The following is a 24,596-nucleotide window of genomic DNA, read 5'->3' on the forward strand; positions in this document are numbered from 1 at the left end:
TAGCTATGCCTAAACCGGGGAATAGTATGGATCGTCTTATCATTGCGCACACGCCTTTGCCCGCCCATCAGCTGTTGTTCAGAAGCCTTTCCGGTGAGGAAAAACTGGCCGGCCTGTTCGAATTCGACGTCGAGCTGCTCAGCCCCGACAATCGGCTCGATCTGAAAGCGCTGCTGGGACAAAAAATCACACTGGAGCTGCGGGGCAATCCGTTGGCGCCGCGTTATCTCAACGGCAATATCACGCGCATGACCCTCTCTGGACGAGAAGCCGGCGGCAACCGTTACTATATCTACCGCGCCGTGCTGCGCCCCACGCTGTGGTATCTGACGCAAAACCGCGATTTTCGCATCTACCAGGAAAAGACCGTTCCCGACATCCTGACTCAGGTGCTGGGGCAGTATCAGGTGAAAATCGATAACCGCCTGAGTTACGACTACCGCATCTGGGGGTACTGCGTGCAGTACCAAGAGAGCGATTTCGATTTCATCAGCCGTCTGATGGAACACGAAGGCATCTATTACTATTTCACGCACCAGCAAGACGGCCATACGCTGGTGCTGGCTGACGCGCCGGCGGCGCATCAGGAACTCGCCGGCTACGCCAGCATTCCCTATCAGCTCGCGGAAGGCGGCCTGGTGGAAAACAAAGACAGCATCAATAGCTGGAGCGTTTCTGACGCCATCACGCCCAGCCTGTATAGCCTGGATGACTACGATTTTCGCAAGCCGCGCGCGCGGTTGCTGGAAGCCCGGCAAAATCCCGCCTCGTTCGCGCAGGACAAAGCCGAGGTGTTCGACTGGCCCGGCCGTTATACCGATCACGCCCATGGCCAGTTTTACGTCAAGGTTCGCCAACAGGAGTTCGAAGCGCAGCATGAGCAGATGAGCGGCGAAGGCAATTCGCAGGGCATTGCGCCCGGCTACCGTTTTCAACTGACCCAGGCGCCGCGTATGGAAGACAACCGCGCCTACCTGGTGGTCAGCGCGCATTACTTCATGCAGGAAAACAGCTACGCCAGCAACGATAACGACGTCGGCGAGCAGCGAACCGAATTTCAGGTCGTTCCGGCGGACATCAATTGGCGCCCGGCGCGCACCACGCCCTGGCCGAAAACCCATGGCCCGCAAACCGCCGAAGTGGTGGGCCCGGAAGGCGAAAGCATCTGGACCGATAAATATGGCCGGGTGAAACTCAAGTTCCGTTGGGATCGCCACGGCAGCGGCAACGAAACCAGCTCCTGCTGGGTGCGCGTCTCCAGCGCCTGGGCCGGCTGGAAATACGGCGGGATCCAGATCCCGCGCGTCGGTGAAGAAGTGGTGGTCGACTTTATCAACGGCGATCCGGATCGCCCCATCATCACCGGCCGCGTTTACAACGAAGACAGCATGCCGCCGTGGGATCTGCCCGGCGACGCCACCAAAATGGGCTTTATGAGCCGCAGTAAAGGCGGCGGCGCCGACAATGCCAGCTTCCTGTTCCTGGAAGATGCGCCCGGCAACGAATCTTTCGACATGCACGCCGAACGCAACATGAACATGACGGTGGAAAACGACAAGAACGTCAATATTGACGGCAGTCGCACCACCATCATCGGTCGCCAGCAGGACGACACCGTCACCGGCGACGCCACGTTCCTGTACAAAGCGAAACGCACCACGACGGTCAATGGGCTGGAAACCGCCAACCTGAACGCTCATCAGACGGTGAACATCAAAGGCGGCCGCGACCTGACGATTATCGACGGCGGCGATAAAATCGACATCACCGGCAATCAGTCCTTCAAGCTCGACGGCGCGCAGACGCAAAACATTACGCAAACCCAGCATGTCACGGTCAAAGGCAACCAGACCCTCGACATTACCGAGGGGCAACAAACCAGCACCATCAAACAAGGGCAAACGGTCAACATCACTTCCGGCGGGCAGCACACCACCATCTCCGCCGGCGGGCAGGAATTGACGATTAAAGGCGGCGGCCAAACCGCCACCGTAACCGGGAATGTCACCGAGACCTACAAAAACGATCAGAGCACAACGATCACCGGCACGCTGACCATCAAAGCGAAAACGATCAATATCACCAGCAGCGACGGCGTATCGGTGCAAACACCGAGCTGGAAAGACAACTGCCACGGCTTGAAATGGGTGGCGACCGGGGCCAACTTCGCCTTTTACGGTTCAAATCTTGCGTTGACAGGGGCCAGCCTGAAACACACGATGCTCGATATTTCGCACAACCCGCTGTCGATCAGCAAAACCAATTTCAAGCTCAGTAATGATCCCATGACGTTCACACAGCTTGGCGCGCTGGTGACCAACGGTGCCTTACGATTGAGCACCAAGGCGCTGGCGATCTTCTTGTAAAGGGACACCCATGTCGAAGGCCAAAAATGTTTTCACCGTTATCGGTTTGATTTTATTGGCTCCTATTCTCAGCCTGGTGGGCTTTTTCAAATTCATCACGGTCGATATCTGGGGTTATTTCAAACATATCGGTTCTTCCCTCAGCGTGATGGAGAACGGTATTTCCGCCTCAGGGCAAATCGTCAGCATTCGCCAGACCAACCTGTGGGACGGGAATCGGCCGGTCTGCGAAGTCGAAGTCAAGTACATCGCCCAAGACGGGAAAAACCGTACGGCCGTGGCGAAAGGCCCGATCAGCGTCGTGGATCTGCCGCGTTATCAGCCGGGCCATTTCATCGCGATAAAGTACGATCCGAAGAATCCCAAAAAAGCGGTGATCGAAGAGCTTTCCCGGCTTTGAGCGAAAAGCATCCCTTCAATCACGCGATCCGAAACGGCTTATCGTTCATCAGTTCGCGAAATCACCTTGCATAAGGAAGTGTCACGATGGGCACGTTCATTGCCTTTTCGACGCAGGACAGCCTCTGGGGACAAATCCTGTTTACCTTCTTTGGCATCCTGGTTGGCTGCGTATTGCTCGCTGCGATCGGCAAAACCTTCTTGTCGGCCAACCGAGCGGTCACGTTGCCTTTGCGGCTGCTGATCTTTGTCGCGCTGATGCTGGCGCTCCTGAAATACAACCAGCAGGTGATGTCTGCGGTGAATGCCCCCGCAGAACTGATCGGATTGCTGATTTTTCCCGGCTTTTTGATGAGTTACCTGGGTGCGGCGCCCACCGGCCGCCTGGCGCTGGCGATAGAGCTGCCCTGTTTTGCGGCGCTCGCCGCGCTGCTGATCCTGGGCACCGCCGACGTCGGCTTCTTTGCGCCCTATCACCTGGAGAGCGCCGGCCAATTGATCGCCAAGGCGATCGCCGCGGCGTTGTCCGTGGCGGCCGTGCTGCTGGCTCGTGGAATAAGCGGAAAGGACAACGCACTGTCCTCTTGATCATCCATTTCGAAGCGGGGCGCTCCCCGCATTGGCGATCGGCTCTGAACGCCGTATCGTTTTCTTCATCTGTTGTGACATAGCCTGATATCTATTAAACCGAAAAACGGATTGTTTTTGAGCAAGCAGCCTGGCTGCCGGCTGATATCCACAGGAAGCTTTACACACACAATGAAAGTCGTAAAACCTCTGCGCCTCAGCGCGCTTCATCGACCCTTCTCTTGGCAAGGGCAAAACCATCTGGGCGTTTCCGTTTTGGCCTTGGCCGACATGGGGGCAGCCCCGCGCCTGCGTCCCGAACCGGAGTTGTGGCAGTTGGCCGCCGACGAACTCACGTTGAGCGGCGGCGTGCTCGATTTGGCTATCCCAAAAGCCTGCGCGGAGTTTCTCGCCACCGGCAACGCCTACACCCATCATCAACAAGACAAAACCGCTTGCGCCGTGAAGATCCAGCTTGATTCGCTGGAAAAAACGCTGGTGGTTTTCGGCGATCGCCATTGGATCAACGATCGCCCCTCTACTCCCCTCCCTTTTGCAGAGATGCGTCTGGACTGGCGCCGGGCTTACGGCGGCGCACAGTTCGCCGATAATCCGCACGGCATCGGCGCCACCCCAGAAACATTTCCGCAAGGCCGCATCCATCGCCTACCCAATGTTGAACCCCTGCAGGGGCGCCTTGCGTCTTCTCGGCAAAGCGCGCAACCGGCAAGCTTTGACGCGTTGGATATCACCTGGCCGCGCCGCTTCTCCCGCATCGGCAAAAACTACGACGCCGACTGGTTGAAAAACGGCTTTCCCGGCTTCGCCAACGATATCGACTGGCGCCTGTTCAACATGGCGGAAAGCGATCAGCAGTTTCCTCAACGCGACAGCTTGCCGCCCCGGGCCGCCTATCGGATTTGGAACATGCACCCTTCAGAACCGGTGCAGCAAGGGCATTTGCCGCCGTGGCGCGCGCGCTGCTTCATCAACCGGCTGCGCGGCGGCGAAACGCATTTCGAAGAGATCGCGATGCGCCACACCACCGTCTGGTTCTTCCCACATCGGGAACAGATGCTGCTGATTTATCAGGGCAGCACACGCATCAATGAAGACGATGCCGCCGACGTGATGCAGCTGATGCCGGCCCTGGAAACCGAAGGCGAGCCCCGCTCCGCCGCGCATTATCGGCAGGTGTTGGCCCAGCGGCTGGATAAAGAACGGGGTGCTCTGCACGCTTTTCGTGAACAAGAGTTGCTGCCGGAGGCGTGCATCGGCGCCTGGCTGGATACGGAAACGCCGACGCAGCAAAGCCCGATGGCGGAAAATATCGCCGCCTACGAGCACCAGCAACGCGAAGAGCATCGCCAGCGTCTGCTGCGCGAGGGGCAAGACATCGATGAACTTTTCCCGCGCCCGTCGCAAGAGGCGCCGCCGAAGCTTGACCAGCTCGCCGAATTCGTCGAGCGTCTGGAAAACCAGGCCGAGGCGCAGTATCAGGACATGCTCAAGCTGACGCAAGCCGAGGGCATCGATCCGCTCAACCCCGGTGGGGATCACGTGCCGCCATCCGGTGCGGAAAGCTACCAGCAGCAACGCGATCTGCTGTTCCAGGAGGCGCGCCGCCATCCCGACGCGTTTAGCGCTAAACAGCGTGGGGAAAGCGAGCGCGCGCTGCATCAAATGTATTTAATGTCGGCGCAGGCGCAAAGCCCTGCACTGCGTTTGCGTGGCGATCTGGCGCAAATCATTCGCCAACGCGTCGCCGCCGCCATGCTGCGCGATAAGGATCTCAGCGGTCTTGATCTCACCGGCGCCGATCTGTCCGGCATGGATCTCTGCCAGGCTAACTTGCGCGGCGCTTTGCTGGAAAACGCCAATCTGCGCCAAACCCAATTGGTGGGTTGCGATCTTCGCGAGGCGATGTTGGCGCGCGCCGATCTCAGCGGCGCCGTCTTACAGCAGGCCGATTTGAGCCACGCCTCCTTGGCCCTGGCGAAATGCGAAGCGACGGATTTCGGCGGCGCGCGGTTGCACGAAACCAACATTCAGCAAACGTTGTTTCAACGCTGCGATTTCACGATGGCGTCGTTACGCGACTTGCTGGGATACGAAACCCTGCTCGGGCAGTGTGACTTCAACCGCGCCACGCTGGCCAACATTACGCTGATGGAGCTGCAACTGGAGCAGCTGACATTCAGCCACGCCCGGCTCGACAAAGTCAGCTTCGTCAAATGCCGGCTGCTGGCGGTGAACTTCGATCGGGCGCGGCTAGAGAGCTGCGCCTGGGTTGATACCGAGACGCAAAGCCTCAGCTTCCGCGCCGCACGCCTCACCGCCTGCGCCTTCGCGGCCAAGACGCTGTTGCCGCAGGCGGATTTCAGCGACGCGACGCTGAACCAGTGCAATTTGCGCCAGATGCCGTTGCAGCGGGCGAATTTCAACCGCGCGCGCCTCGACAACTGCGACCTGTCGGAAACCCGGCTGAACGAGGCCGATTTCCGTCAGGCCAACGGCAGCGGCAGCCTGTTCATTCGCTGCGATCTGTCCCAGGCCAACCTGCGCGACGCCAATTTCATCGCGGCGATCCTGCAAAAATGCGTGCTGTCAGGCGCCGACCTGCAGGGTGCCAATCTGTTCCGGGCCGATTTGTCGCAGTCGCAAGTGGATCAGGCGACACGGCTCGACGGTGCCTATACCGCCAGGGTGAAAACATTGCCTCGCCATAACGGGAAGGAAGTATGACGTCAAAACCTGAGCAGATACGCCAGCGCGTGAAACGCGGCGAGCTGATTGCCGGTGAGGATTTGCACGGCCTGTCATTCGCCGGTATGGATTTGGCCGGCGGCATGTTCAACGAACTGAACCTGAACGGCGTGAACTTCTCCGATTGCGATCTGCGCGACAGCGTCTTCAGCGATTGCCGGCTCGAACACGCTCAATTTGCGCGGGCGAACCTGAAGCAAACGGCCTTCAATCAGTGCGTCATGGCTGGCGGCCGCTTCAGCGAGAGCCATATCGAACTGACGATGTTCAACGACTGCCGGCTTGAACAGAGCGACTTCAGCCGGCTGTCGCTCAACCAAAGCCACTGGATGTCATGCCAATTGGCCGGCGCGAATTTTTCCGCCACTCAGCACGATCGCACCACCTTTTACGAAAGCCCGCTCGACGGCGCAGATTTAAGCCATACGAGGCTGTCACTTGTCACATTCTTTCGATTAAATCTCTGTGAAACAAGGTTTGAAGGGGTTGATTTCGACCGCGTCACGTTTTTCGAATGTGACCACCGTGGCAAAAGTTACGCCGGGCAGCGCCTCATCGCCTGCCAGTTTACCGATAACCAACTGGACGACGTCGATTTCAGCCAGGCGACGTTGCGCCAGAGCAATTTCAAGGGCGCTTCACTGCGGCGCGCCAACCTGACGGGTGTGCAAGCGCAGCAGTCACTGTGGCTGGAGGCCAATCTGACCCACGCGCAGTGCCGCAGCGGGCAGTTCGATCAGGCGATCTTCAGCGAAGCGACACTGGACGCCGCCAACTTTAGCCAGGCGCGCCTGTATCAATGCGTGTTCCAGCGCAGCCGCGCGGCGCGCTGTGATTTCAGCGACAGCGACCTGACCTACGCCGACTTCTGTTACGCCGACATCGACGCCGCCGATTTCCGGCGCGCGCGTTTTATGCGCACCCGCATGCACCGCGCCCACCAGCAGCAAACACGCTGGGGCGATCGCAGCGGGATCCTCGAGAGCGACGAAGAGCTGTACGCCGCTGAAACCTGGAGCGCACAGCGCCAGAGCCGAATCTGAATGCATTAACCACTTCACGAGGGGATCACCATGAGCGTTGCCAACACAACTCGCGCCGTCAACATCGCACCGCCCCAGCAGGCCGCCGGCCAGATCGTCAATCTATTGCCGGACGGCAGCCTGGTGGTGGAGTGCGAAGGCCGCGGCTGGCATTGCCGCCGGGCGGCGAGCTGCCTGCTGACGCCGGCCCTCGGCGATAACGTGCTGGTCGCCGGCTGCGGCCACCAGCTGTGGGCGATCGCCGTCCTCGAACGTGCGGAACCGCAAAACGCGGCGCGGCTCTGCGTCGCAGGCGATCTGCAGATTGAAACGCCGAACGGTTCGCTGTCGCTGCACGGCGCGCAGGCGCTGAACCTGAGCGGCGACGCCATGACGCTGCAGGCGAACAGCGGCGACTGCCACGTCGACAAGATGAAATACAGCGGCGAAGAGCTGTCGGCCTTCGTCAGCCTCAGCCGCCTGGTCGGCAAACGCTGCGAGTCGCTGTGGCATTCAGTCAGCCAGATCAGCCATTCGCTGTTCCGCAAAGTGCGCCAAACCGAGCACGTGCGCGCCGGGCAGCTGGATTACCAGGCGGAAGATTACGCCCGCATTCATGCCCGCAACACGCTGATTACCTCGAAAGACATCACCAAGCTGGATTCGGAACAAATCCACGTCGGATAACCTGCGGAGGCCTTTTATGTTTGCCAACAGCCAAATGATCGGCGTGGACCTGGCGTTTCCCGACGTCTGTCTGACGCCAAGCCCGGCGCCGGTGCCCGTGCCCTACCCGGATATCGCCCTCGCGCCGACCGCCATCCCGAACGCATTCAATATTCTGTTCGTCGGCACCCCGGCGCACAACATGGCGACGGTGACGCCGCTGACCAACGGCGACAACCCCGGCGTGGCCACCGGGGTCGCTTCCGGGACGGTGATGGGGCCGTCCCGCCACCTGACCGGCGCCTTTACCGTGCTGCTCAAAGGCACCCCGGCCACCCGGCTGACCAGCCTCAGCCTGCAGAATTCCACCAACGCGCTCGGCATGCGCATCGTGCCGAGCCAATTAAAAGTGTTGCTGCTTGCGCCCTGATGACGGCGCCTTATTACACAGCCATTCAATCAAGAAGAAGAGGACATTGTGAAAACACGGATTACCCTGACGCTGCTGACCGCCCTGACGCTTGCCGGTTGCTCTACCCCGCCGCCACCGCCGCCGGCGCTCAATAACGACGCCATCGTCAGCAGTGAAGTCAATGGCGTCACGCTAAAGCACCGCGCCGCGGTGAGCGCGCCGAAACAGTTCAAACCGATCGGTGAGGAATACCGCAGCCTGTACGCCGCCAGCATCATGAGCAGCCCCGATTATACCGGCACCGCCGTCGGCAGCCTGGACAACGCCGCCGCGTTCTACGCGCTGGGCGAAGTGGAAAACAATTGGCTGGCGATCTCCGCCATCCGCGGCGGCGATCTGGTGGGTTATATCCAGGCCAACGCCGGCGTGCCGGAAGCGCGCTACAAATCGACGCTGCGCAAAGATCTGCCGCGCCGCGCGCGCGCCGCCAAACAGGACTGCGTCAAAGTCGGCGGCGACAGCAAGGCGTGTAAAAACGCCGGCTCAGCCACCTGGATCCTCCAGTAGTCAGTACGCCTGCGGGCGACGAGATTCCCATGATGACGACCCCTATCGCTTTCCGCTGGTGCGGGATGCTGTTTCTGCTGCTGGGCGCGTTGGCGCTCGGCGGCTGCATGTCTTCCGCCAAAAGCGTGCCGTCGCGCTACAGCCTGGTGTTCGATGCCGATCGCCAGGTCAACGCCGCCGCCGGCGCGCAACCGGCGCCGATAAAAATTCGCGTGCTGCTGCTGCGTTCGGATGCGGAATTCATGGATGCCGACTTCTTCAGTCTGCAAAACGACGCCAAAAGCGTGCTCGGCAATAGCCTGCTGGACAGCGATCAGTTCTTCCTGACGCCGGGCCAGACCGGCAAGACGCTCGGCGGGCAAAGCGCGTTGGACGCACGTTACATCGGCGTAATCGCCGAGTATCAAAACCTGGACGGCAAGACCTGGCGCATTTCGCTGCCGCTGCCGGAGCCCACCGAAACCAATTTCTACAAGGTATGGCAATTCTCGCCGGATGAGCTGGAAGCGCATATCGTCGCGGGCGTGAATGGCCTGCGTCCCGTAAAAAAGGTCGACTGACCTACCGCTGCGCTGAAGCGAAGTAACTATAGGTGTGATGATGAAAGATGCTCATAAGGTTGTCTGGACTGAGGGGATGTTTTTGCGCCCTCACCATTTCCAGCAGGCGGAAAACTATCTCGAAGGCTATATGCGCAACTGGGGTCAGGCCCACAGCGGCTGTTTCTGGGGGTTCCTCACCCTGGATCTGGACCAAACGCTGCTGCGCCAGGGCAAGATTGCGCTCAACGCCGCCAGCGGCATCATGCCGGACGGCACGCCGTTTCGCTTTGCCGGCGCCCAGCAGGCGCCCGCGCCGCTGAGCATCGCCGAAAACAAGACCGGTGAAAACGTGGTGCTGGCCCTGCCGACTTACCGCGCAGGGCGTGAAGACGTGATCTTTCAGGAAAGCCCGGAGGCGCTGGCGCGCTATCTGGCTTACGAGAACGAAGTCGACGATCTTAATGCCGTCTCGGTGGGCAGCGCGGCGCTGCAATTTGGCCGCCTGCGCCTGCGGCTGATGCTGGAGAGTGAACTCAACGCCGAATGGACGGCGCTCGGCGTTACCCGCGTGCTGGAAAAGCGCGGCGACAACAGCCTGCGTCTCGATACCGCACAGATCCCGCCGATGCTGAACTGCCAGGGCAACCCGGTACTGAAGACCTTCATCAACGATCTGCAGGGCCTGCTGCAACAGCGCAGCCAGCAGATGAGCCAGCGCCTGCTGCAGCCGGGGCGCGGCGGCAGTTCCGAAATGGTCGATTTCATGCTGCTGCAGCTGATCAACCGCCATCTCGGCCAGGTGAGTCACGCCTATCACCTCGACCATCTGCACCCGGAGCGCCTGTTCGCCGATTGGCTGCAGTTCGCCACCGAGCTCGCCAGCTTCTCGGCGCAGCGCACCCCGGAAGGCCGCCTGCCGGTGTACGACCACGACAACCTGGCGCTGTGCTTCGGCAAGCTGATGCTGTTGCTGCGTCAAGGATTGTCGGTGGTGCTGGAAGACAACGCCATTCAGTTGACCCTGGTCGAACGATCCCACGGGCTGAACGTCGCCACCGTGCAGGACGCCAAAATGATGCGCGACTTCGGCTTCGTGTTGGCGGTGCGCGCCGACGTGGCCGCCGAGGTGTTGCTGACCCACTTCCCGGCGCAGATGAAGATCGCCCCGGTCACGCGCATCCGCGATCTGGTGCAGCTGCAGCTGCCGGGCATCGGCCTGCGCACCATGCCCGCCGCGCCGCGTCAGATCCCCTATCACGCCGGCTACACCTATTTCGAGCTAGAAAAAGGCGGCGACCTGTGGAAACAGATGGAAAAATCCAGCGCCTTCGCCCTGCACCTGGCCGGCGAGTTCCCGGGGCTGGACATGGAATTTTGGGCGATTCGCAGCCATACGGACCGGTAACCTATGACTCAGGAAAATAGCATGGCGCCGGCGGCCAATCCGCTGGTGGACGCCGCCAACCCGCTGCTGAACGCCATTTCGCAGATCCGCCAGTCGGCTACGCACGCCAACCCGGCGCAGCTGCGCCAACAGCTGATCGACGAAATGCGCCGCTTCGAGATCCGCGGCCAGCGCGCCAATCTGCCGTACGAAGTGATCATCGGCGCGCGTTATTGCCTGTGCACCGCGCTGGATGAAGCGGCGGCGCTGACCCCGTGGGGCAGCAACAGCGTGTGGTCCGGCAGCGGGCTGCTGGTGACCTTCCATAACGAAACCTGGGGCGGCGAAAAGTTTTTCCAGCTGCTGGCCAAGCTGTCGCAGAGCCCGCGTGAGCACATCAACCTGCTGGAGCTGATCAATTATTGCCTGCTGCTGGGCTTTGAAGGCCGCTATCGGGTCATGGAAAACGGCCGTTCTCAGCTGGAAACCATGAAACAGCGTCTGCTGCAGCTGATCCGGACGGTGCGCGGCGGCTACGCCCCTCCCCTGTCGCCTCATGCACTGGATCTGCCGGTACAGCAAAAACTGTGGCGCCCGCTGGTGCCGCTGTGGGCCTGCGTGGCGCTGACCGGCTTCCTGGCTTCGCTGCTGTTTATCGCCCTCAACTGGCGGCTGGGCGACAACACCAGCCCGGTGCTGGCGGCGATTTACCAAACCAATCTGCCGCAGGTGGCGATCGGTAACCCGGCGCCGGCCGCGCCGCCGACGCTGAGCCTGAAAAGCTTCCTGCGCAAAGAGATCGCCGAAGGGTTGGTGGTGGTGCGCGACGAAGCGCAGCAAAGCGTGGTGATCCTGAAAGGCGACGGGCTGTTCGACTCCGCCGCCACCACGGTGCGCGCCAACTATATCCCGGTCATCGACCGCATCGCCGCCGCCATGAACGGCGTCAGCGGCAAGATCCTGGTCACCGGCTACAGCGACAACCTGCCGATCCGCAGCGCCCGTTTCGCCTCCAACTGGGAGCTGTCGCTGGCGCGCGCCGAAGCGGTCAGCGCCCGCTTGCAAAAACACCTCGCCAACCCGCAGCGGGTCAAGGCCGAGGGCCGCGGCGAGAGCAACCCCGTCGCGCCGAACGATAACAAAGTGAACCGCGCGTTGAACCGCCGGGTAGAAATTACGCTGTTGGTCGCCCCGGAAAACACCCAGGCGGAAATCAACGGCTTGCCGCAAGGAACCGGAAAGTAATGCTCAGTACGTTATTCTCCATCATCACCAGCCGCCTGCTGTGGGGCTTTGTCGGCATTACCGCGCTGGCGTTCATCATCTGGATGATCGGCCCGCTGGTGGCCATCGGCGACTATCGCCCGCTGGAGCCGGAACTCAACCGCCAGATCGCCATTGGCGTCATCTACCTGATCTGGTTCCTGTGCCGCCTGATCCCGCGCCTCTACAGCGCCTGGTTCAACAGCCGCCTGCTGAGCAACCTGCGCGCCGCCGAAACGGTGCCGGCGGAAGACGGCAAGCCCGAGGTTAAACAAGACGATCAGCTAGCGCAGCGCTTCGACGAAGCGGCGCAGCTGCTGAAAAAGGCGCGCTTCGCACCGGGCCAGGGCGACGGCAAACACCGCTGGATGACCCGCTTTAGCCGCCAATACCTCTACCAGCTGCCGTGGTATGTGATCATCGGCGCGCCCGGCGCCGGCAAAACCACCGCGCTGGTCAATTCCGGCCTGCACTTCCCGCTGGCGGATCGCTTCGGCAAATCCGCGCTGCGCGGCGTGGGCGGCACCCGCAACTGCGACTGGTGGTTTACCAACGACGCCGTGCTGCTCGACACCGCCGGCCGCTACACCACCCAGGAAAGCCAGCGCGAAGAAGACGCCGGCGAATGGCAAAGCTTTGTCGCGCTGCTGAAAAAATATCGCACCCGCCAGCCAATCAACGGCGTGATGGTCACCATCAGCGTCGCCGATCTGCTGAGCGACAGCGCCGAAGCGCGCGCCGCCCAGGCCAGCGCGCTGCGCAAACGCCTGATCGAACTGCATGAACAGCTGGGCATTCACTTCCCGGTCTATGTGCTGGTGACCAAAACCGACCTGCTCAACGGCTTTATGGCCTATTTCGGCAGCTTCGACAAAGCGCAGCGCGACCAGATCTGGGGGTTCACCTTCCCTTACGAGCGCTCGCGGCAGCCGGACTTCAACCTGAACGCCGCCTTCGAACAGCACTACGCCCTGTTGCAACAGCGGTTGGACGCGGCGCTGCCGGATACGCTGCTGATGGAACACGACGCGCGCCAGCGCGCCGAAAGCTACCTGTTTCCGCAGGAATTCGCCGCGCTGCGCCCGCTGCTGAGCCACTATCTGGATCAGGTGTTCGCCACCTCCAGTTTTGAAACCCGCTTTACCCCGCGCGGCATCTATTTCACCAGCGGCACCCAGGAAGGCCTGCCGTTCGACCGAGTGATGGGCGAGCTGAACCGCTACCTGCAGCTGCCAACGGCAAACTCAGGGGCGCAGGCCAACACCGCCTGGGACAGCGTGGGCCAAGAAACGCCAATCCCGGCGGCCAAGGGCCAGAGCTTCTTCCTGAAAGAGACGCTGGAATCGGTGGTCTTCCAGGAGTCCGGGCTGGCGGGCAGCAACCGCTGGTGGGAATACCGCAACCGCGCCCTGCACTGGGCGGGTTACATCGCGCTGGCGGTGGTCCTGGCGGTGCTGGCGATGCTCTGGTTCACCAGCTATGGCAACAACAAGGCCTATCTGGCGGAAGTGGCCGCCAAGGTGCCCGGCGTCGAGCGCCAGGGACAAAACCTGACGCAGGTGGGCAATGGCGACATGTTCTCGCTGCTGCCGTTCCTCAACAGCCTGCTGCACCTGCCGGACAGCCAGAACTTTTCGCTGGACGATCCGCCGTTCACCTACCGCATGGGGCTGTTCCGCGGCGATCAGGTCGGTGACGCCGGCAATGCCCTGTACCAAAAAGCGCTGAAAGAGCTACTGCTGCCGCAGGTGGCGCAACAGATCGCCACCACGCTGCGCAACGATAACCACGGCGACGCGGACTTCAGCTATGAAGCATTGAAGGCCTACCAGATGCTGTATCTGCCGAAGCAGTACGACGGCAAATTCCTGCGCGCCTGGGTGATGCTCAACCTGCAGCGCAACCTGCCGCAGGGCAGCACCCAAAAACAGCTGCAACAGATCGAATGGCACCTGAGCCAACTGCTGGATGCGCAGATCCAGGCCTCGCCCTACGCCAAAGACGAACAGCTGGTGGCGCAGGCGCAGGCCGCCATCAACCGGGCGCCGCTGTCGCAGCGCGTCTATGGCCGCCTCAAGCGCCTGCTGCTGAAACAGACCGACATCAAGCCGGTCAGCCTGGTCGATTTGGCCGGCCCGCAAACCGAACTGGCGTTCAGCCGCAAAAGCGGCAAGCCGGTCACCGACGGCGTGCCGGGCCTGTTCACCTCACAAGGGTACTGGAAAGCGTTCAACGACAACATCGACCCGGTGACCGACACCCTGCGCAAGGAAGACGTCTGGGTGTTGAACAGCCAGACGCCGGAGCAGAAGAGCGCCGATTTGACCAAGACCATCCGCCAGCTGTACATGCAGGATTTCATCAGCGCCTGGGATGAGCTGCTGGGGGATATCCAACTGGCCAACATCGGCAACCTGACCCAGCGCATCAGCAGCGCGCGCCTGTTGTCCGGCAATCCGTCGCCGATGCGCAACCTGCTGGTCAACGTCAGCAAAAACGTCACCCTGCGCGACGAGAAAAGCGACGCCGACTCCCGCTCGCTGCTGGCCAAAACCGAAGACAGGCTGAACCAAAACGCCAACCGCACGCTGGAGGCGCTGTTCACCAACCGGCCGGCCAACGCCGACGGCGACGTGTCGGCCCAGCCGGAACAGCTGGTGATGGCGCACTTCGCGCCGCTGCTGGAGCTGGCGCAAAGCCAGGGCGAAGGCAATAAGGCGATCCCTTTCGACAGCGTGCTGAAGCAGGTCGATGAGCTGTACAGCTATCTGACGGCGGTTCAGGGCGCGGCCAACAGCGGCATGTCGGCGCCGCCGAGCGACATCATCCCGCGCCTGCAGGCCGAGTCCGGCCGCTTGCCGGTGCCGTTCAAACAGATGCTGCTGTCGCTGGCGATCGGCGCCAGCAGCGACACCCAGCGCAAAGAGATGGAGAACGTGAAAAAACGCATCAGCTTCGAGGTCGGCAGCTTCTGCCGCCAGGCGATCGCCGGGCGTTATCCGCTGGTGGCCCGGGCGCGCCAGGAAGTGACGCCGGACGATCTGGCGCGCATGTTCGCACCGAACAGCGGGCTGATGGACAGCTTCTTCCGCGACAACCTGCAGGGCAAGGTCGACACCACCCGCGCCAACTGGCGTTTCACCCCCGGTGTGGACGGCAAGACGCTGCCCGGCGGCGAAGGCATCCTGCGCTCGTTCCAGCAGGCGCAGCGCATCCGCGACGCCTTTTTCGCCAACGGCACCGCGACGCCCTCTTACCGCGTGACCGTGCGGCCGGTGCGGATGGATAACGACATCCTCAACCTGACGCTGGATATCGACGGGCAGTTGTTCAAATACAGCCACGGCCCACAGGTGCCGCTGGTGGTCAGTTGGCCGGGCACCCGCAATACCAACCAGGTGCATCTGCAGCTGGCGCTGGCCAACGGCACCACGGCCAGTCTGGTGACCAGCGGGCCGTGGGCGCTGAACCGTCTGGTGGACATGGCGCAATCGTCGGGCACCGCCGGCCTCGGCCGTCAGGCGACCTTCAATCTCGACGGCCACCGCGTCACGCTGGAGTTTACGCCCAACAGCATCCGCAATCCGTTCCAACTGCCGGCCTTCTCGTGCCCGTAGCCCCGAAAGGACATGACCATGAGCACTGATTCAAGCGCCCCGACGAGCATTGGCTGGTACGGCAAACTCCCCTCCGCCGGCGATTTCCTGCAACGCCGCTTGCCCGATCCGGTGGTCAACAACTGGGCCCACTGGTTCCATAACGGGCTGGTGAATTTGCAGCGCGATGCGCAAGGGCCTAACGATCACCCATTCAGCAACGCGCCGGTGTGGAACTTCGTGATCCCCGCCACGCTCGGCAGCCAGTACGTGCAGATGGGCTGCCTGCTGCCGGCGCGCGACCGCGTCGGGCGGCGCTACCCGATCTGCGCGCTGCGCCTGTTCAGCCAGCAGGATTGGCGATCGCAACAGTTGAACATGGCGGCGAGTTGGTACCAACAGCTCGGTCATACCCTGCTGAACGGCGTGCGCAACGGTTTCTCCGCCGAGCAAATTGACCGCGCGTTGCAGGCGATCCCGGCGCTGCCCAGCCCGCCGGCGGAAGCGGATTCCGAAATATTGTCGATTATCGGTTTCCAGCATCCGGACGTGCCGGGCCTCGGCTGGCAACAGGCCGCCGACTGCTTCGATCCGGCGCAGTACACCAGCTTCTGGTGGACCAATCAGGCAGACGGACACCCGCTCTACACCCACGTGCACAGCGGCAACCTCACCGTGCAGCTGTTTTCACTGCTGTTCGAGCCCAACGGCTGGGCGCGCCCCGGCCGCGGCGGCCAGTACCCGCAAATGTTTGATTAACATCGTTCGTTGAAGGAAATTTTATGGCTATCGATACCGATACCCTGCTGGCCCCGGTTGACGCGGACAATCCCTGCGGCGACAACCTGGAATACGACGCCGACTTTCTGGCGATGGAACAAGCCGCCACCGGCAAGGCCGAACAACAGTTCGGCAGCACCATCATTCCGGAAGAAGCGCCGGACTGGGTGCAGGTCGAGCGCCTCGCGACCTCGCTGCTGACGCGCACCAAAGACCTGCGCGTCATGCTGTATCTCACCCGCGCCTGGACCCAGCTGCGCGGGTTGCCGGGCTACGCCGACGGGCTGACGCTGGTCCATCAGTCGATGACCCGTTACTGGGACACCCTGCAGCCGCCGCTGGAGTTCGATGGGGAAGCCGACCCGCTGTTTCGCATCAACGCGCTGGCCGACCTTGGCGACAAGGCCGCGCTGGCCGCCAGCGTGCGCGCCGCCCCGCTGCTGAAAAGCGCCGCCGGAGAAATCTCGCTACGCGATGCCGGCGCCCTGCTCGACGGCAGCAAGCAGGAGTGCCCCAACTTTCCCGGCGGCCGCGCGCGGCTGCAGGATGAACTGGCGCAGCAGGATCGCCCCGAAGGCGCGCTGGTGATGCACATCGCCAACACCCTGGCCGCCATTCGCAGCGAAGTCACCCGCCATCTGGGGGAAAGCGCGCTGCCGGAAATGAGCGCGCTGACCAAGGTGTTTTCTCTGGTGGCGCTCGCCGGCCAGAGCGAGGTGCCCGCCGCCGCCGAAGCGGACGCGACGCCTGAAACGGCGGCCATGCAGCAACCTGCCGCCGTACAGAGCGCCACTGCCCCGCTCAACTGGCGCAGCGCGCAGATCCAGTCGCGCGACGATGCCCAGTTGATGCTGGATAAGGTGAAAAATTATTTTCGTCTTCATGAGCCGAGCCACCCGGCGCCGCTGATGATCGATCGGGTCCAGCGGTTGATTACGCTGGACTTTATGCAAATCGTCCGCGATTTGGCGCCCGATGGGCTTAACCAACTGGAGACCATTCTCGGTCGCCCCGACAACGAGGAGAACAGCTAGCCGCCGACCTTTGTTCTCTTGACGCATCCGATACCGTCTGCCCCTGCGCAGACCCGAATCAGAACCTGACTCTCCCAGCCGGACGAGGCGCGTTCCCAATCGCCATTAGATGGAGTAAATCATGTCAAACTCGAAATCCCGCAGCGGGCAGAAATTCATCGCCCGCAACCGCGCGCCGCGCGTACAGATTGAATACGATGTCGAAATTTATGGCGCAGAGCGCAAAATCCAGCTGCCGTTCGTAATGGGCGTGATGGCGGATCTGGTGGGGAAAGCGGTCGATCCGCAAGCCAGCGTGGAAGAACGCAAATTCATGGAAATCGACGTCGACAACTTCGACGAGCGTATGAAGTCGCTGAAACCGCGCGTCGCTTACCAGGTTGACAATACCCTGACCGGCGAAGGCAAGCTGAACATCGATCTGACCTTCGAAAGCATGGAAGACTTCTCCCCCGCCGCTATCGCCCGCAAGGTCGACGCGCTGGACAATCTGCTGGATGCGCGCACCCAGCTTTCCAACCTGCTGTCCTACATGGACGGCAAGAACGGCGCCGAAGAGCTGATCTCCAAGATCCTGCAAAACCCGGCGCTGCTGCAATCCCTGACCGACGCGCCGAAGCCGGCGGTTAACGATGACAACAACGAGCGTGAGGATTAATCGATGAGCAACTCGCCTCAGCAACAGAATGCGTTGCAAACCACCGAGACTTTTTCCAGCGATGAATTCAGCGCGCTGTTGAACAAAGAGTTCCGGCCAAAGACCGATCAGGCCAAAGAAGCAGTTGAGAACGCGGTGAAAACCCTGGCGCAGCAGGCGCTGGAAAATACCGTCACCGTTTCTTCCGACGCCTACCGCACCATCCAGGCGCTGATCGCGGAAATCGACGAAAAGCTGTCGCAGCAGATCAACCAGATCATTCACCACGACGATTTCCAGAAGCTGGAAGGCGCGTGGCACGGCCTGCACTACCTGGTCAACAACTCTGAAACCGACGAGATGCTGAAGATCCGCTTCATGAGCATTTCCAAGCAGGAGCTGGGCCGCACGCTGAAGCGCTATAAAGGTGTGGGCTGGGATCAGAGCCCGATCTTCAAGAAAGTCTACGAAGAAGAGTATGGCCAGTTCGGCGGCGAACCGTTCGGCTGCCTGGTGGGCGACTACTACTTCGATCACAGCCCGCAGGACGTGGAGCTGCTGGGCGAAATGGCCAAGATCGGCGCCGCCTCGCACTGCCCGTTCATCGCCGGCACCGCGCCGAGCGTGATGCAGATGGAGTCCTGGCAGGAGCTCTCCAACCCGCGCGATCTGACCAAGATTTTCCAGAACACCGAGTACGCCGCCTGGCGCAGCCTGCGTGAGTCGGAAGACGCGCGCTACCTGGGGCTGGTGATGCCGCGCTTCCTGGCGCGCCTGCCGTACGGCATCCGCACCAACCCGGTGGACGAGTTTGACTTCGAAGAAGACACCGACGGCGCGACCCACGGCAACTACACCTGGACCAACGCCGCCTACGCCATGGCCGCCAACATCAACCGTTCGTTCAAAGAGTTCGGCTGGTGCACCGCCATTCGCGGGGTGGAGTCCGGCGGCGCGGTGGAAAACCTGCCGTGCCACACCTTCCCGAGCGACGACGGCGGCGTGGACATGAAGTGCCCGACCGAGATCGCCATCAGCGACCGCCGCGAAGCCGAGCTGGCCAAAAACGGCTTTATGCCGCTGGTGCACCGCAAAAACTCCGACTTCGCCGCCTTTATCGGCGCGCAGTCGCTGCAGAAGCCGGCGGAATACTACGACGCCGACGCCTCCGCCAACGCCCAGCTTTCCGCGCGCCTGCCGTATCTGTTCGCCTGCTGCCGCTTTGCGCATTACCTGAAGTGCATCGTGCGCGACAAAATTGGTTCCTTCCGCGAGCGCGACGACATGGAGCGCTGGCTGAACGACTGGATCATGAACTACGTGGACGGCGATCCGGCCAACTCCTCGCAGGAAACCAAGTCGCGCAAACCGCTGGCCGCGGCGGAAGTGCAGGTGGAAGAGATCGAAGACAACCCAGGCTATTACAGCGCCAAGTTCTTCCTGCGCCCGCACTACCAGCTGGAAGGTCTGACCGTCTCCCTGCGCCTGGTGTCGAAGCTGCCTTCGCTGAAACAAAACGACGCGTCCTGATGGGCTGAAGTCAGGCCGCGGTAGTGCGGCCTGGCTGATACATCAACCTCATCGTCAGCCTATCGCAGAAAACCCGGATCGCACGTGGAATCAAGATAACGCGAAATAATTAAGCATTGAGCCATTAGCACTTAATAGTGGCTCGGTAACCCGTACCGATAGTTTTCGGTATTTAAGAAGGTGCATGGCACAAGGATATAAATTGGTAATGCATTACCACACTTGCAATTCCTGCTGCTATTACCTGAGTTTTTCAACGTAACGTTAATACTACTGTTAACCCTTAATAAAGAGTGAAGAAACTATGGCTATTGATATGTTCCTGAAAGTTGAAGGTGCCAGCGGCGAATCTAAAGATTCGAATCACAAAGGCTGGACCGACATTACTTCTTTCTCCTGGGGCGCTTCTCAACCGGGCAATATGGGCGTTGGCGGCGGCGGCGGCGCCGGTAAAGTGTGCTTCAACGATCTGCACGTCAACGCGCTGGTCGACAAGTCAACCCCGGCGCTGCTGAAGCACTGCTCCAGCGGTAAGCACCTGACCAAGGTTGAGTTGTCTGTCTGCAAGGCGGGCGGTACTCAGGTTGAGTACGTTAAAATCACCCTGGACGACGTGCTGGTCACCGCCGTGCAGTACACTGGTGCAGGCGGCGAAGACACCGTGGGCGTCACCTACTCCTTCCAGGCGGCGAAAGTGAAACAGCAATACTGGGAGCAGAGCGACAAAGGCGGCAAAGGCGCCGAAAGCAGCGCAGGTTGGAACATCAAGGAAAACCGCGAAGCTTAATCTTCCCGCACAGATGCCCCTGATTAGGGGCATCTATCAACAGAGGACGTTATAATGAGTCGCCCTTCATTCCAGCAAGCGTGGCAACGATTTAGCGAAATCAACGTAGATATTACTGACGTTGGCAAAAAGATAGGTGGAAATGTAGGTCTTAACATTGAGCTTGGCGTCAATGACCCATTGCAAGGATTCACCAATGCCTGCGCAATACGCATGAGTTACACGCTCAATTATTCTGGTTTTAAAGTTGAACGAGGAGCGTGGAAGACCGTTTCAGGCAAAGATAAAAATTGGTACATTTATCGCGTCAGAGATATTATTAACTTTTTGAATTATAAGTTCGGCAAACCTGATAAAACGATTAAAAACCCTACCCCTAGTGATTTTTCAAAAGACAAAGGGATATTGGTTTTCACTGTTCCAGGATGGAATGATGCCAGCGGACACGCAACATTATGGAACGGTACAACCTGCTCAGATCATTGTTACTTTCCAAAATCCAGCGAGGCATCTATATGGTTACTAAAATAAAATCCCTGTGTGTTGCAAGCATGATATTTTTGGGATGTATTCAATCGGCTCAAGCCAAAGAAACCTATACCCCCGAAGAGTACCTAAAAAACTACGCGCTTAGCGTTTGCATCGCCGAGGGGTACTCAGCAAAAGAAGTCAAAAACGATGCCGCCGCCGCCGCTCGGGGTTACACGGAATTCGGCGATTATTCTCTGGAAGCGCATACCGCCGTCAGGGCGCTGGCAAAAGAATTTCTGGCAAAGCCCTATGACAGTATGTCAGGGGAGCCGATGACGATGGCCAAGTGCATCGATCTTGTACACAGCCAAGAGCTGCAAGCCATCATCAAGAAATACCAAGGAAAAGACGACAACTGATATCAGAGTTGCTCAAACGACGGCTCATATCAAAGGTTATCTCGGATGAGAAGATACACGTACTTTTTAATGTCTCTGCTGCTCGGAAGCCATGTAGTCCTTGCTGAAAACTCGCTCAATGCTTTATCGCAAGAGGCACTTTATAAAAATTGGTTAACCAGCCGCTGCATTGGGAAGTCCACTGACTCAGAAAGAACCAAGCAAGACGCCTTCCGTTCCGCTTCCGCCTATTTAGAATTGAGTAAACTGCCGATGGATGCATTTGAACAAGGTGAAAAACTGGCTGAACAGTACGCAAATAAAAATAGCCAAGGCTCAGTTCAAGGGACTTACCATACTTTAGATTGTCTTTCACTGCAGAACGCCAGTGAAGCTGAAACCATTTTTGAACGTTACTCTAAGTAATAGTCAGGATTGTTGAATCCAATTTCATAAAGTTATCAACTCAAGAGAATTAAAACTTATTGATTATTAACATGACTCCAGACGTCACGCTATCAACTTACTCATATGGATTCTTACTTTCCTATTTTTCATTGTCACTCATCACGTTAGTGGCATTATATTACTTAAAAAAATTATCGGCTCACAAACACAATTATCCATTTTTTGTTTTCAACTGTCTCATTGTGGTTTTTATGGGTGTCATACAGCTCTCAATTTTTGCATACGGGAATGATTTCCTTAATCTCTTCTACCCACTAGGCAACAATGACTATGACTCTATACATTATGGCAGTTTGATATTTACCTTTATCTACTTAACTCAACTACCAAAAAACACCTATTACAAAAAAGAAAAGAATAGAAGTTAGCCATCAGATTAGATGACTAAATCAACATACGCCCAAAGCAGTCTACAATCCCCATCAGCAGGAATGCCTTATGCGATTTTCCATTGTAAAAAACAAAAGCGGCCAGGTTCCGCCGCAGAGCAGTTGCGATTTTCTGCCGCCGGGCGGCACCATCGGCCGCAGCGTGGACAACAACCTGGTGCTGCCGGACGAAGAGCGCGCCATTTCCCGCCTGCAGGCGATTGTGCATATTTCCGCTGACGGCGAATGCCGCATCACCAACCGCGGCAACGTTACCCGCGTGCTGCTGAATGACATTCCGCTGGAACGTGGCCGCCAGGTTGAACTGCAGGATGGCGACGTGCTCGGTATCGACGATTACCAGATTGAAGTCAGCGCGCTGCAACGGCACGCCGCGCCGCAGGCTCAACCGGTGGCCAAGGCTGTTGCCGCTGCTGCGACCCCTGCTGCCACCGCCAAAGAAAAATCCGCCGCGCCAATCCCCAACGAAATCTGGGACAGCCTGGTGGAAGAATTTACGCCGAATGCGCCGGCCGCCGTCACGCCGCCGCCGGCCGCCAATCCAGACAGCCATCCGCTGTTGGACACCCCCGCTCGCGAGCTGAACCCGGCCGATCCGCTGGCGCAGCTGGCGGGCGAGGTCGATCTGCGCCAGCTGCAACAGCAACAAACCGATCCGGCGGCGCTGTTCAACACCGACACCACTTTTGAACGCGAACACATTCTGGCCGATACCACCCCCAGCGCGCTGCTGGCGGAGCAGGCTGCGCCGCCGCGTCCGGCAACTCCGGCCCGGAATGCGCAGCAACCGGAGCAGGAGTTGGATCCGCTGGCGCTGTTCGGCGGTTCATCCGCGCCCGCTTCGCCAGAGACGTTAAACAGCAACGATCCGCTGGGTCTGCTGATGGGCGGCGCCGTGCCGCTGGCCCAGCCGGAGGAGCCGCCCGCGCCGCCGTCTCCGCCACCGATGGCCGCACAACCGCAAGCGCCGCGCCCGCAGCCGACGCCGCCACCCGTGCAGACGCCTGAGCCACAGCCCCAACCTGCACCGCAGTTCAGCCAGCAGGAACCGCCTGCGCAGCCGCCGCGCCCGCGCCAGGGCAACCGCCTGGGCATCGATCCGGTCGCCTACCAGTCCGCTCAGCGGCAGCACGCCGCCGCGCCGAGTGGCGACGCATTGGAGGGGCCGTTGCTGGCGGCGCTGCTGCAAGGCATCGGTCTCGACGATCTGCAACCGCAGCCGCACTTTGACGAACAGCAGATCCGCCTGGCCGGTCGCCTGCTGAGCCTGTTCTCGCAAGGCACCGTCGCCCTGCTCTCATCCCGCTCGATCCTCAAGCGCGGCGTAAAGGCCGAGATGACCATGATCCTCGACGAAGCCAACAACCCGTTCAAGCTGCTGCCTTCGGGAAAAACGGTGCTGATGCAGATGTTCGGCAGCCAGATGCCGGGCTTTATGCCGCCGGAGCAAGCGGTGCGCGACGCGCTGATCGACCTGCAGGCGCACCAGCTGGGGATGATCGCCGGTATTCGCGCCATCATCGCCGCCATGCTGCAGTCGTTCAACCCGGAGCGCCTCGAAGAGGAAGCGCGCAAGGAAGGCGTGGCGCCGCGCCTGTCGCTGCCCGCCAACCGCAAGGCTGCGCTGTGGGACTACTTCGTGAAGAACTATCAGCAAACCTCCGGCGAGATCGAGGACGATTTCCACACCCTGTTTGGCGAAGCTTTCCTGCACGCCTATGACGTTGAAGTGAATCAATACAAAGACTCACAGACCAAACCGGACGCGTAATGAATATCACCATAGCCTCTACTTCCAACCAGGGCGGCCGCGCCTCCAACCAGGATCAGACCGGCGAGGTGCTCGGCAACCGCGCCGCCTGCTTCGTGGTGTGCGACGGCATCGCCGGTTTTCCGGGCGGCGATATCGCCGCCAAACTGGCGCGCGACACCATTTTGCAAAACTTTGACGGCGAAAAGCACCTGAACGCCCAGAGCATTCGTCAGCACATCACGCGCGCCAACGCCGCCATCCACCAGCAGCAGCGGCAGTCGGACGAATACAGCAAGATGGGCACCACGCTGGTCAGTCTGTTTATCGATCGCGATTACCAGCTGGCCTACTGGGCGCACGCCGGCGACAGCCGCCTGTACCTGTTCCGCCGCGGCTACCTGCATGCCGTCACCACCGACCACAGCCTGATCCAACAGATGCAGGACGCCGGCTATCAGACCAACGGCATCAACAGCAACCTGCTGTATTTCGCGCTGGGGCTCAACGAAGAGCGCGACGCCACCTACAGCGACGTGCTGCAGCTGGAGGACGGCGACGTTTTCCTGCTGTGCACCGACGGCTTCTGGCACAGCTTCAGCCAGGCCGAACTGGAACAGTCGCTGCATATGGTCAACTCCCCCAGCGAGTGGATCGCCCTGATGCAACAGGCATGGAAGAAAAACAATAACAGCGATAACTACAGCGCTATCGCCGTCTGGATTGGCTCACCGCAGGAAACCACCCTGCTGCATTCGCTGGCGGATGCGGAGCGGTTTCTGAGCCGCGACTGAGCAGCGCA

22 protein-coding genes are annotated in these 24,596 nt (G+C 60.1%); all 22 read left to right on the plus strand.

The window, feature by feature from the left end:
• Window positions 1-26 precede the first annotated feature (26 nt).
• The 22 genes from IT763_RS14210 to IT763_RS14315 all read left to right on the plus strand — a co-directional run bounded on the left by IT763_RS14210 (window position 27) and on the right by IT763_RS14315 (window position 24,588).
• Entirely contained in the window at window positions 27-2,366 is a 2,340-nt protein-coding gene (locus IT763_RS14210; protein WP_016927273.1) for a type VI secretion system Vgr family protein, read from the plus strand.
• Window positions 2,367-2,376: 10 nt separating this feature from the next.
• A complete protein-coding gene (locus IT763_RS14215; RefSeq protein WP_016927272.1) occupies window positions 2,377-2,766 on the plus strand; it encodes a DUF3592 domain-containing protein in 390 nt (129 codons plus the stop codon).
• Window positions 2,767-2,852: 86 nt separating this feature from the next.
• Window positions 2,853-3,353 carry a hypothetical protein gene (locus tag IT763_RS14220; RefSeq protein ID WP_049299109.1) on the plus strand — a complete coding sequence of 167 codons (501 nt, stop codon included), beginning with the start codon at window positions 2,853-2,855 and terminating at the stop codon, window positions 3,351-3,353.
• A 171-nt stretch (window positions 3,354-3,524) separates the two neighbouring features.
• The gene (locus IT763_RS14225; protein WP_206194785.1) at window positions 3,525-6,077 is read left to right on the plus strand and encodes a DUF2169 domain-containing protein; all 2,553 of its coding nucleotides are present in this window, start codon (window positions 3,525-3,527) and stop codon (window positions 6,075-6,077) included.
• Entirely contained in the window at window positions 6,074-7,141 is a 1,068-nt protein-coding gene (locus tag IT763_RS14230) for a pentapeptide repeat-containing protein (protein ID WP_206194786.1), read from the plus strand. The genes IT763_RS14225 and IT763_RS14230 overlap by 4 nt, the downstream gene beginning before the upstream one ends.
• 30 nt (window positions 7,142-7,171) lie before the next feature.
• On the plus strand, window positions 7,172-7,807 hold the full coding sequence (locus tag IT763_RS14235; protein WP_016927268.1) for a DUF3540 domain-containing protein: 636 nt from the start codon (window positions 7,172-7,174) through the stop codon (window positions 7,805-7,807).
• Window positions 7,808-7,823: 16 nt separating this feature from the next.
• Window positions 7,824-8,216: a DUF4150 domain-containing protein gene (locus IT763_RS14240; RefSeq protein ID WP_004934933.1), complete on the plus strand. Its 393-nt coding sequence runs from the start codon at window positions 7,824-7,826 to the stop codon at window positions 8,214-8,216.
• Window positions 8,217-8,264: 48 nt separating this feature from the next.
• Complete coding sequence (gene tagV / locus IT763_RS14245) at window positions 8,265-8,765, plus strand: type VI secretion system accessory protein TagV (protein ID WP_033632731.1); 501 nt, start codon at window positions 8,265-8,267, stop codon at window positions 8,763-8,765.
• A gap of 29 nt (window positions 8,766-8,794) precedes the next feature.
• Window positions 8,795-9,325, plus strand: a complete 531-nt coding sequence (tssJ, locus tag IT763_RS14250) for a type VI secretion system lipoprotein TssJ (RefSeq protein WP_206194787.1) — start codon at window positions 8,795-8,797, stop codon at window positions 9,323-9,325.
• 40 nt (window positions 9,326-9,365) lie between these two features.
• The gene (tssK, locus tag IT763_RS14255) at window positions 9,366-10,712 is read left to right on the plus strand and encodes a type VI secretion system baseplate subunit TssK (protein ID WP_028128110.1); all 1,347 of its coding nucleotides are present in this window, start codon (window positions 9,366-9,368) and stop codon (window positions 10,710-10,712) included.
• 21 nt (window positions 10,713-10,733) lie between these two features.
• The gene (locus IT763_RS14260) at window positions 10,734-11,936 is read left to right on the plus strand and encodes a DotU family type VI secretion system protein (protein ID WP_004934945.1); all 1,203 of its coding nucleotides are present in this window, start codon (window positions 10,734-10,736) and stop codon (window positions 11,934-11,936) included.
• Window positions 11,936-15,571 (plus strand): type VI secretion system membrane subunit TssM, encoded by a 3,636-nt coding sequence (gene tssM / locus IT763_RS14265; RefSeq protein ID WP_060444625.1) that lies wholly within the window; start codon window positions 11,936-11,938, stop codon window positions 15,569-15,571. The genes IT763_RS14260 and tssM overlap by 1 nt, the downstream gene beginning before the upstream one ends.
• An 18-nt stretch (window positions 15,572-15,589) precedes the next feature.
• On the plus strand, window positions 15,590-16,309 hold the full coding sequence (gene tagF / locus IT763_RS14270) for a type VI secretion system-associated protein TagF (RefSeq protein WP_028128112.1): 720 nt from the start codon (window positions 15,590-15,592) through the stop codon (window positions 16,307-16,309).
• Between the two features lie 23 nt (window positions 16,310-16,332).
• Window positions 16,333-17,364, plus strand: coding sequence for a type VI secretion system protein TssA (tssA, locus tag IT763_RS14275; protein WP_143778249.1), 1,032 nt, complete (start codon window positions 16,333-16,335; stop codon window positions 17,362-17,364).
• Window positions 17,365-17,485: 121 nt separating this feature from the next.
• Window positions 17,486-18,022: a type VI secretion system contractile sheath small subunit gene (gene tssB, locus IT763_RS14280; RefSeq protein ID WP_016927260.1), complete on the plus strand. Its 537-nt coding sequence runs from the start codon at window positions 17,486-17,488 to the stop codon at window positions 18,020-18,022.
• Window positions 18,023-18,025: 3 nt separating this feature from the next.
• Window positions 18,026-19,531: a type VI secretion system contractile sheath large subunit gene (gene tssC / locus IT763_RS14285; protein ID WP_016927259.1), complete on the plus strand. Its 1,506-nt coding sequence runs from the start codon at window positions 18,026-18,028 to the stop codon at window positions 19,529-19,531.
• 304 nt (window positions 19,532-19,835) lie between these two features.
• Complete coding sequence (locus tag IT763_RS14290; RefSeq protein WP_004961372.1) at window positions 19,836-20,318, plus strand: type VI secretion system tube protein Hcp; 483 nt, start codon at window positions 19,836-19,838, stop codon at window positions 20,316-20,318.
• Between the two features lie 51 nt (window positions 20,319-20,369).
• On the plus strand, window positions 20,370-20,849 hold the full coding sequence (locus IT763_RS14295; protein WP_089180537.1) for a type VI secretion system amidase effector protein Tae4: 480 nt from the start codon (window positions 20,370-20,372) through the stop codon (window positions 20,847-20,849).
• Window positions 20,850-20,869: 20 nt separating this feature from the next.
• Window positions 20,870-21,208 (plus strand): T6SS amidase immunity protein Tai4 family protein, encoded by a 339-nt coding sequence (locus IT763_RS14300; protein ID WP_227255705.1) that lies wholly within the window; start codon window positions 20,870-20,872, stop codon window positions 21,206-21,208.
• A gap of 69 nt (window positions 21,209-21,277) precedes the next feature.
• Window positions 21,278-21,613, plus strand: a complete 336-nt coding sequence (locus IT763_RS14305; RefSeq protein ID WP_227255704.1) for a T6SS amidase immunity protein Tai4 family protein — start codon at window positions 21,278-21,280, stop codon at window positions 21,611-21,613.
• A 480-nt stretch (window positions 21,614-22,093) separates the two neighbouring features.
• Entirely contained in the window at window positions 22,094-23,815 is a 1,722-nt protein-coding gene (tagH, locus tag IT763_RS14310; protein WP_206194788.1) for a type VI secretion system-associated FHA domain protein TagH, read from the plus strand.
• Window positions 23,815-24,588 carry a PP2C family serine/threonine-protein phosphatase gene (locus tag IT763_RS14315; protein WP_015378289.1) on the plus strand — a complete coding sequence of 258 codons (774 nt, stop codon included), beginning with the start codon at window positions 23,815-23,817 and terminating at the stop codon, window positions 24,586-24,588. The genes tagH and IT763_RS14315 overlap by 1 nt, the downstream gene beginning before the upstream one ends.
• The last annotated feature ends 8 nt before the right edge of the window (window positions 24,589-24,596 follow it).

Source organism: Serratia sp. CMO1 (genome assembly GCF_015689115.1).
In the GTDB taxonomy this organism is placed as follows: Bacteria; Pseudomonadota; Gammaproteobacteria; order Enterobacterales; family Enterobacteriaceae; genus Serratia; species Serratia marcescens.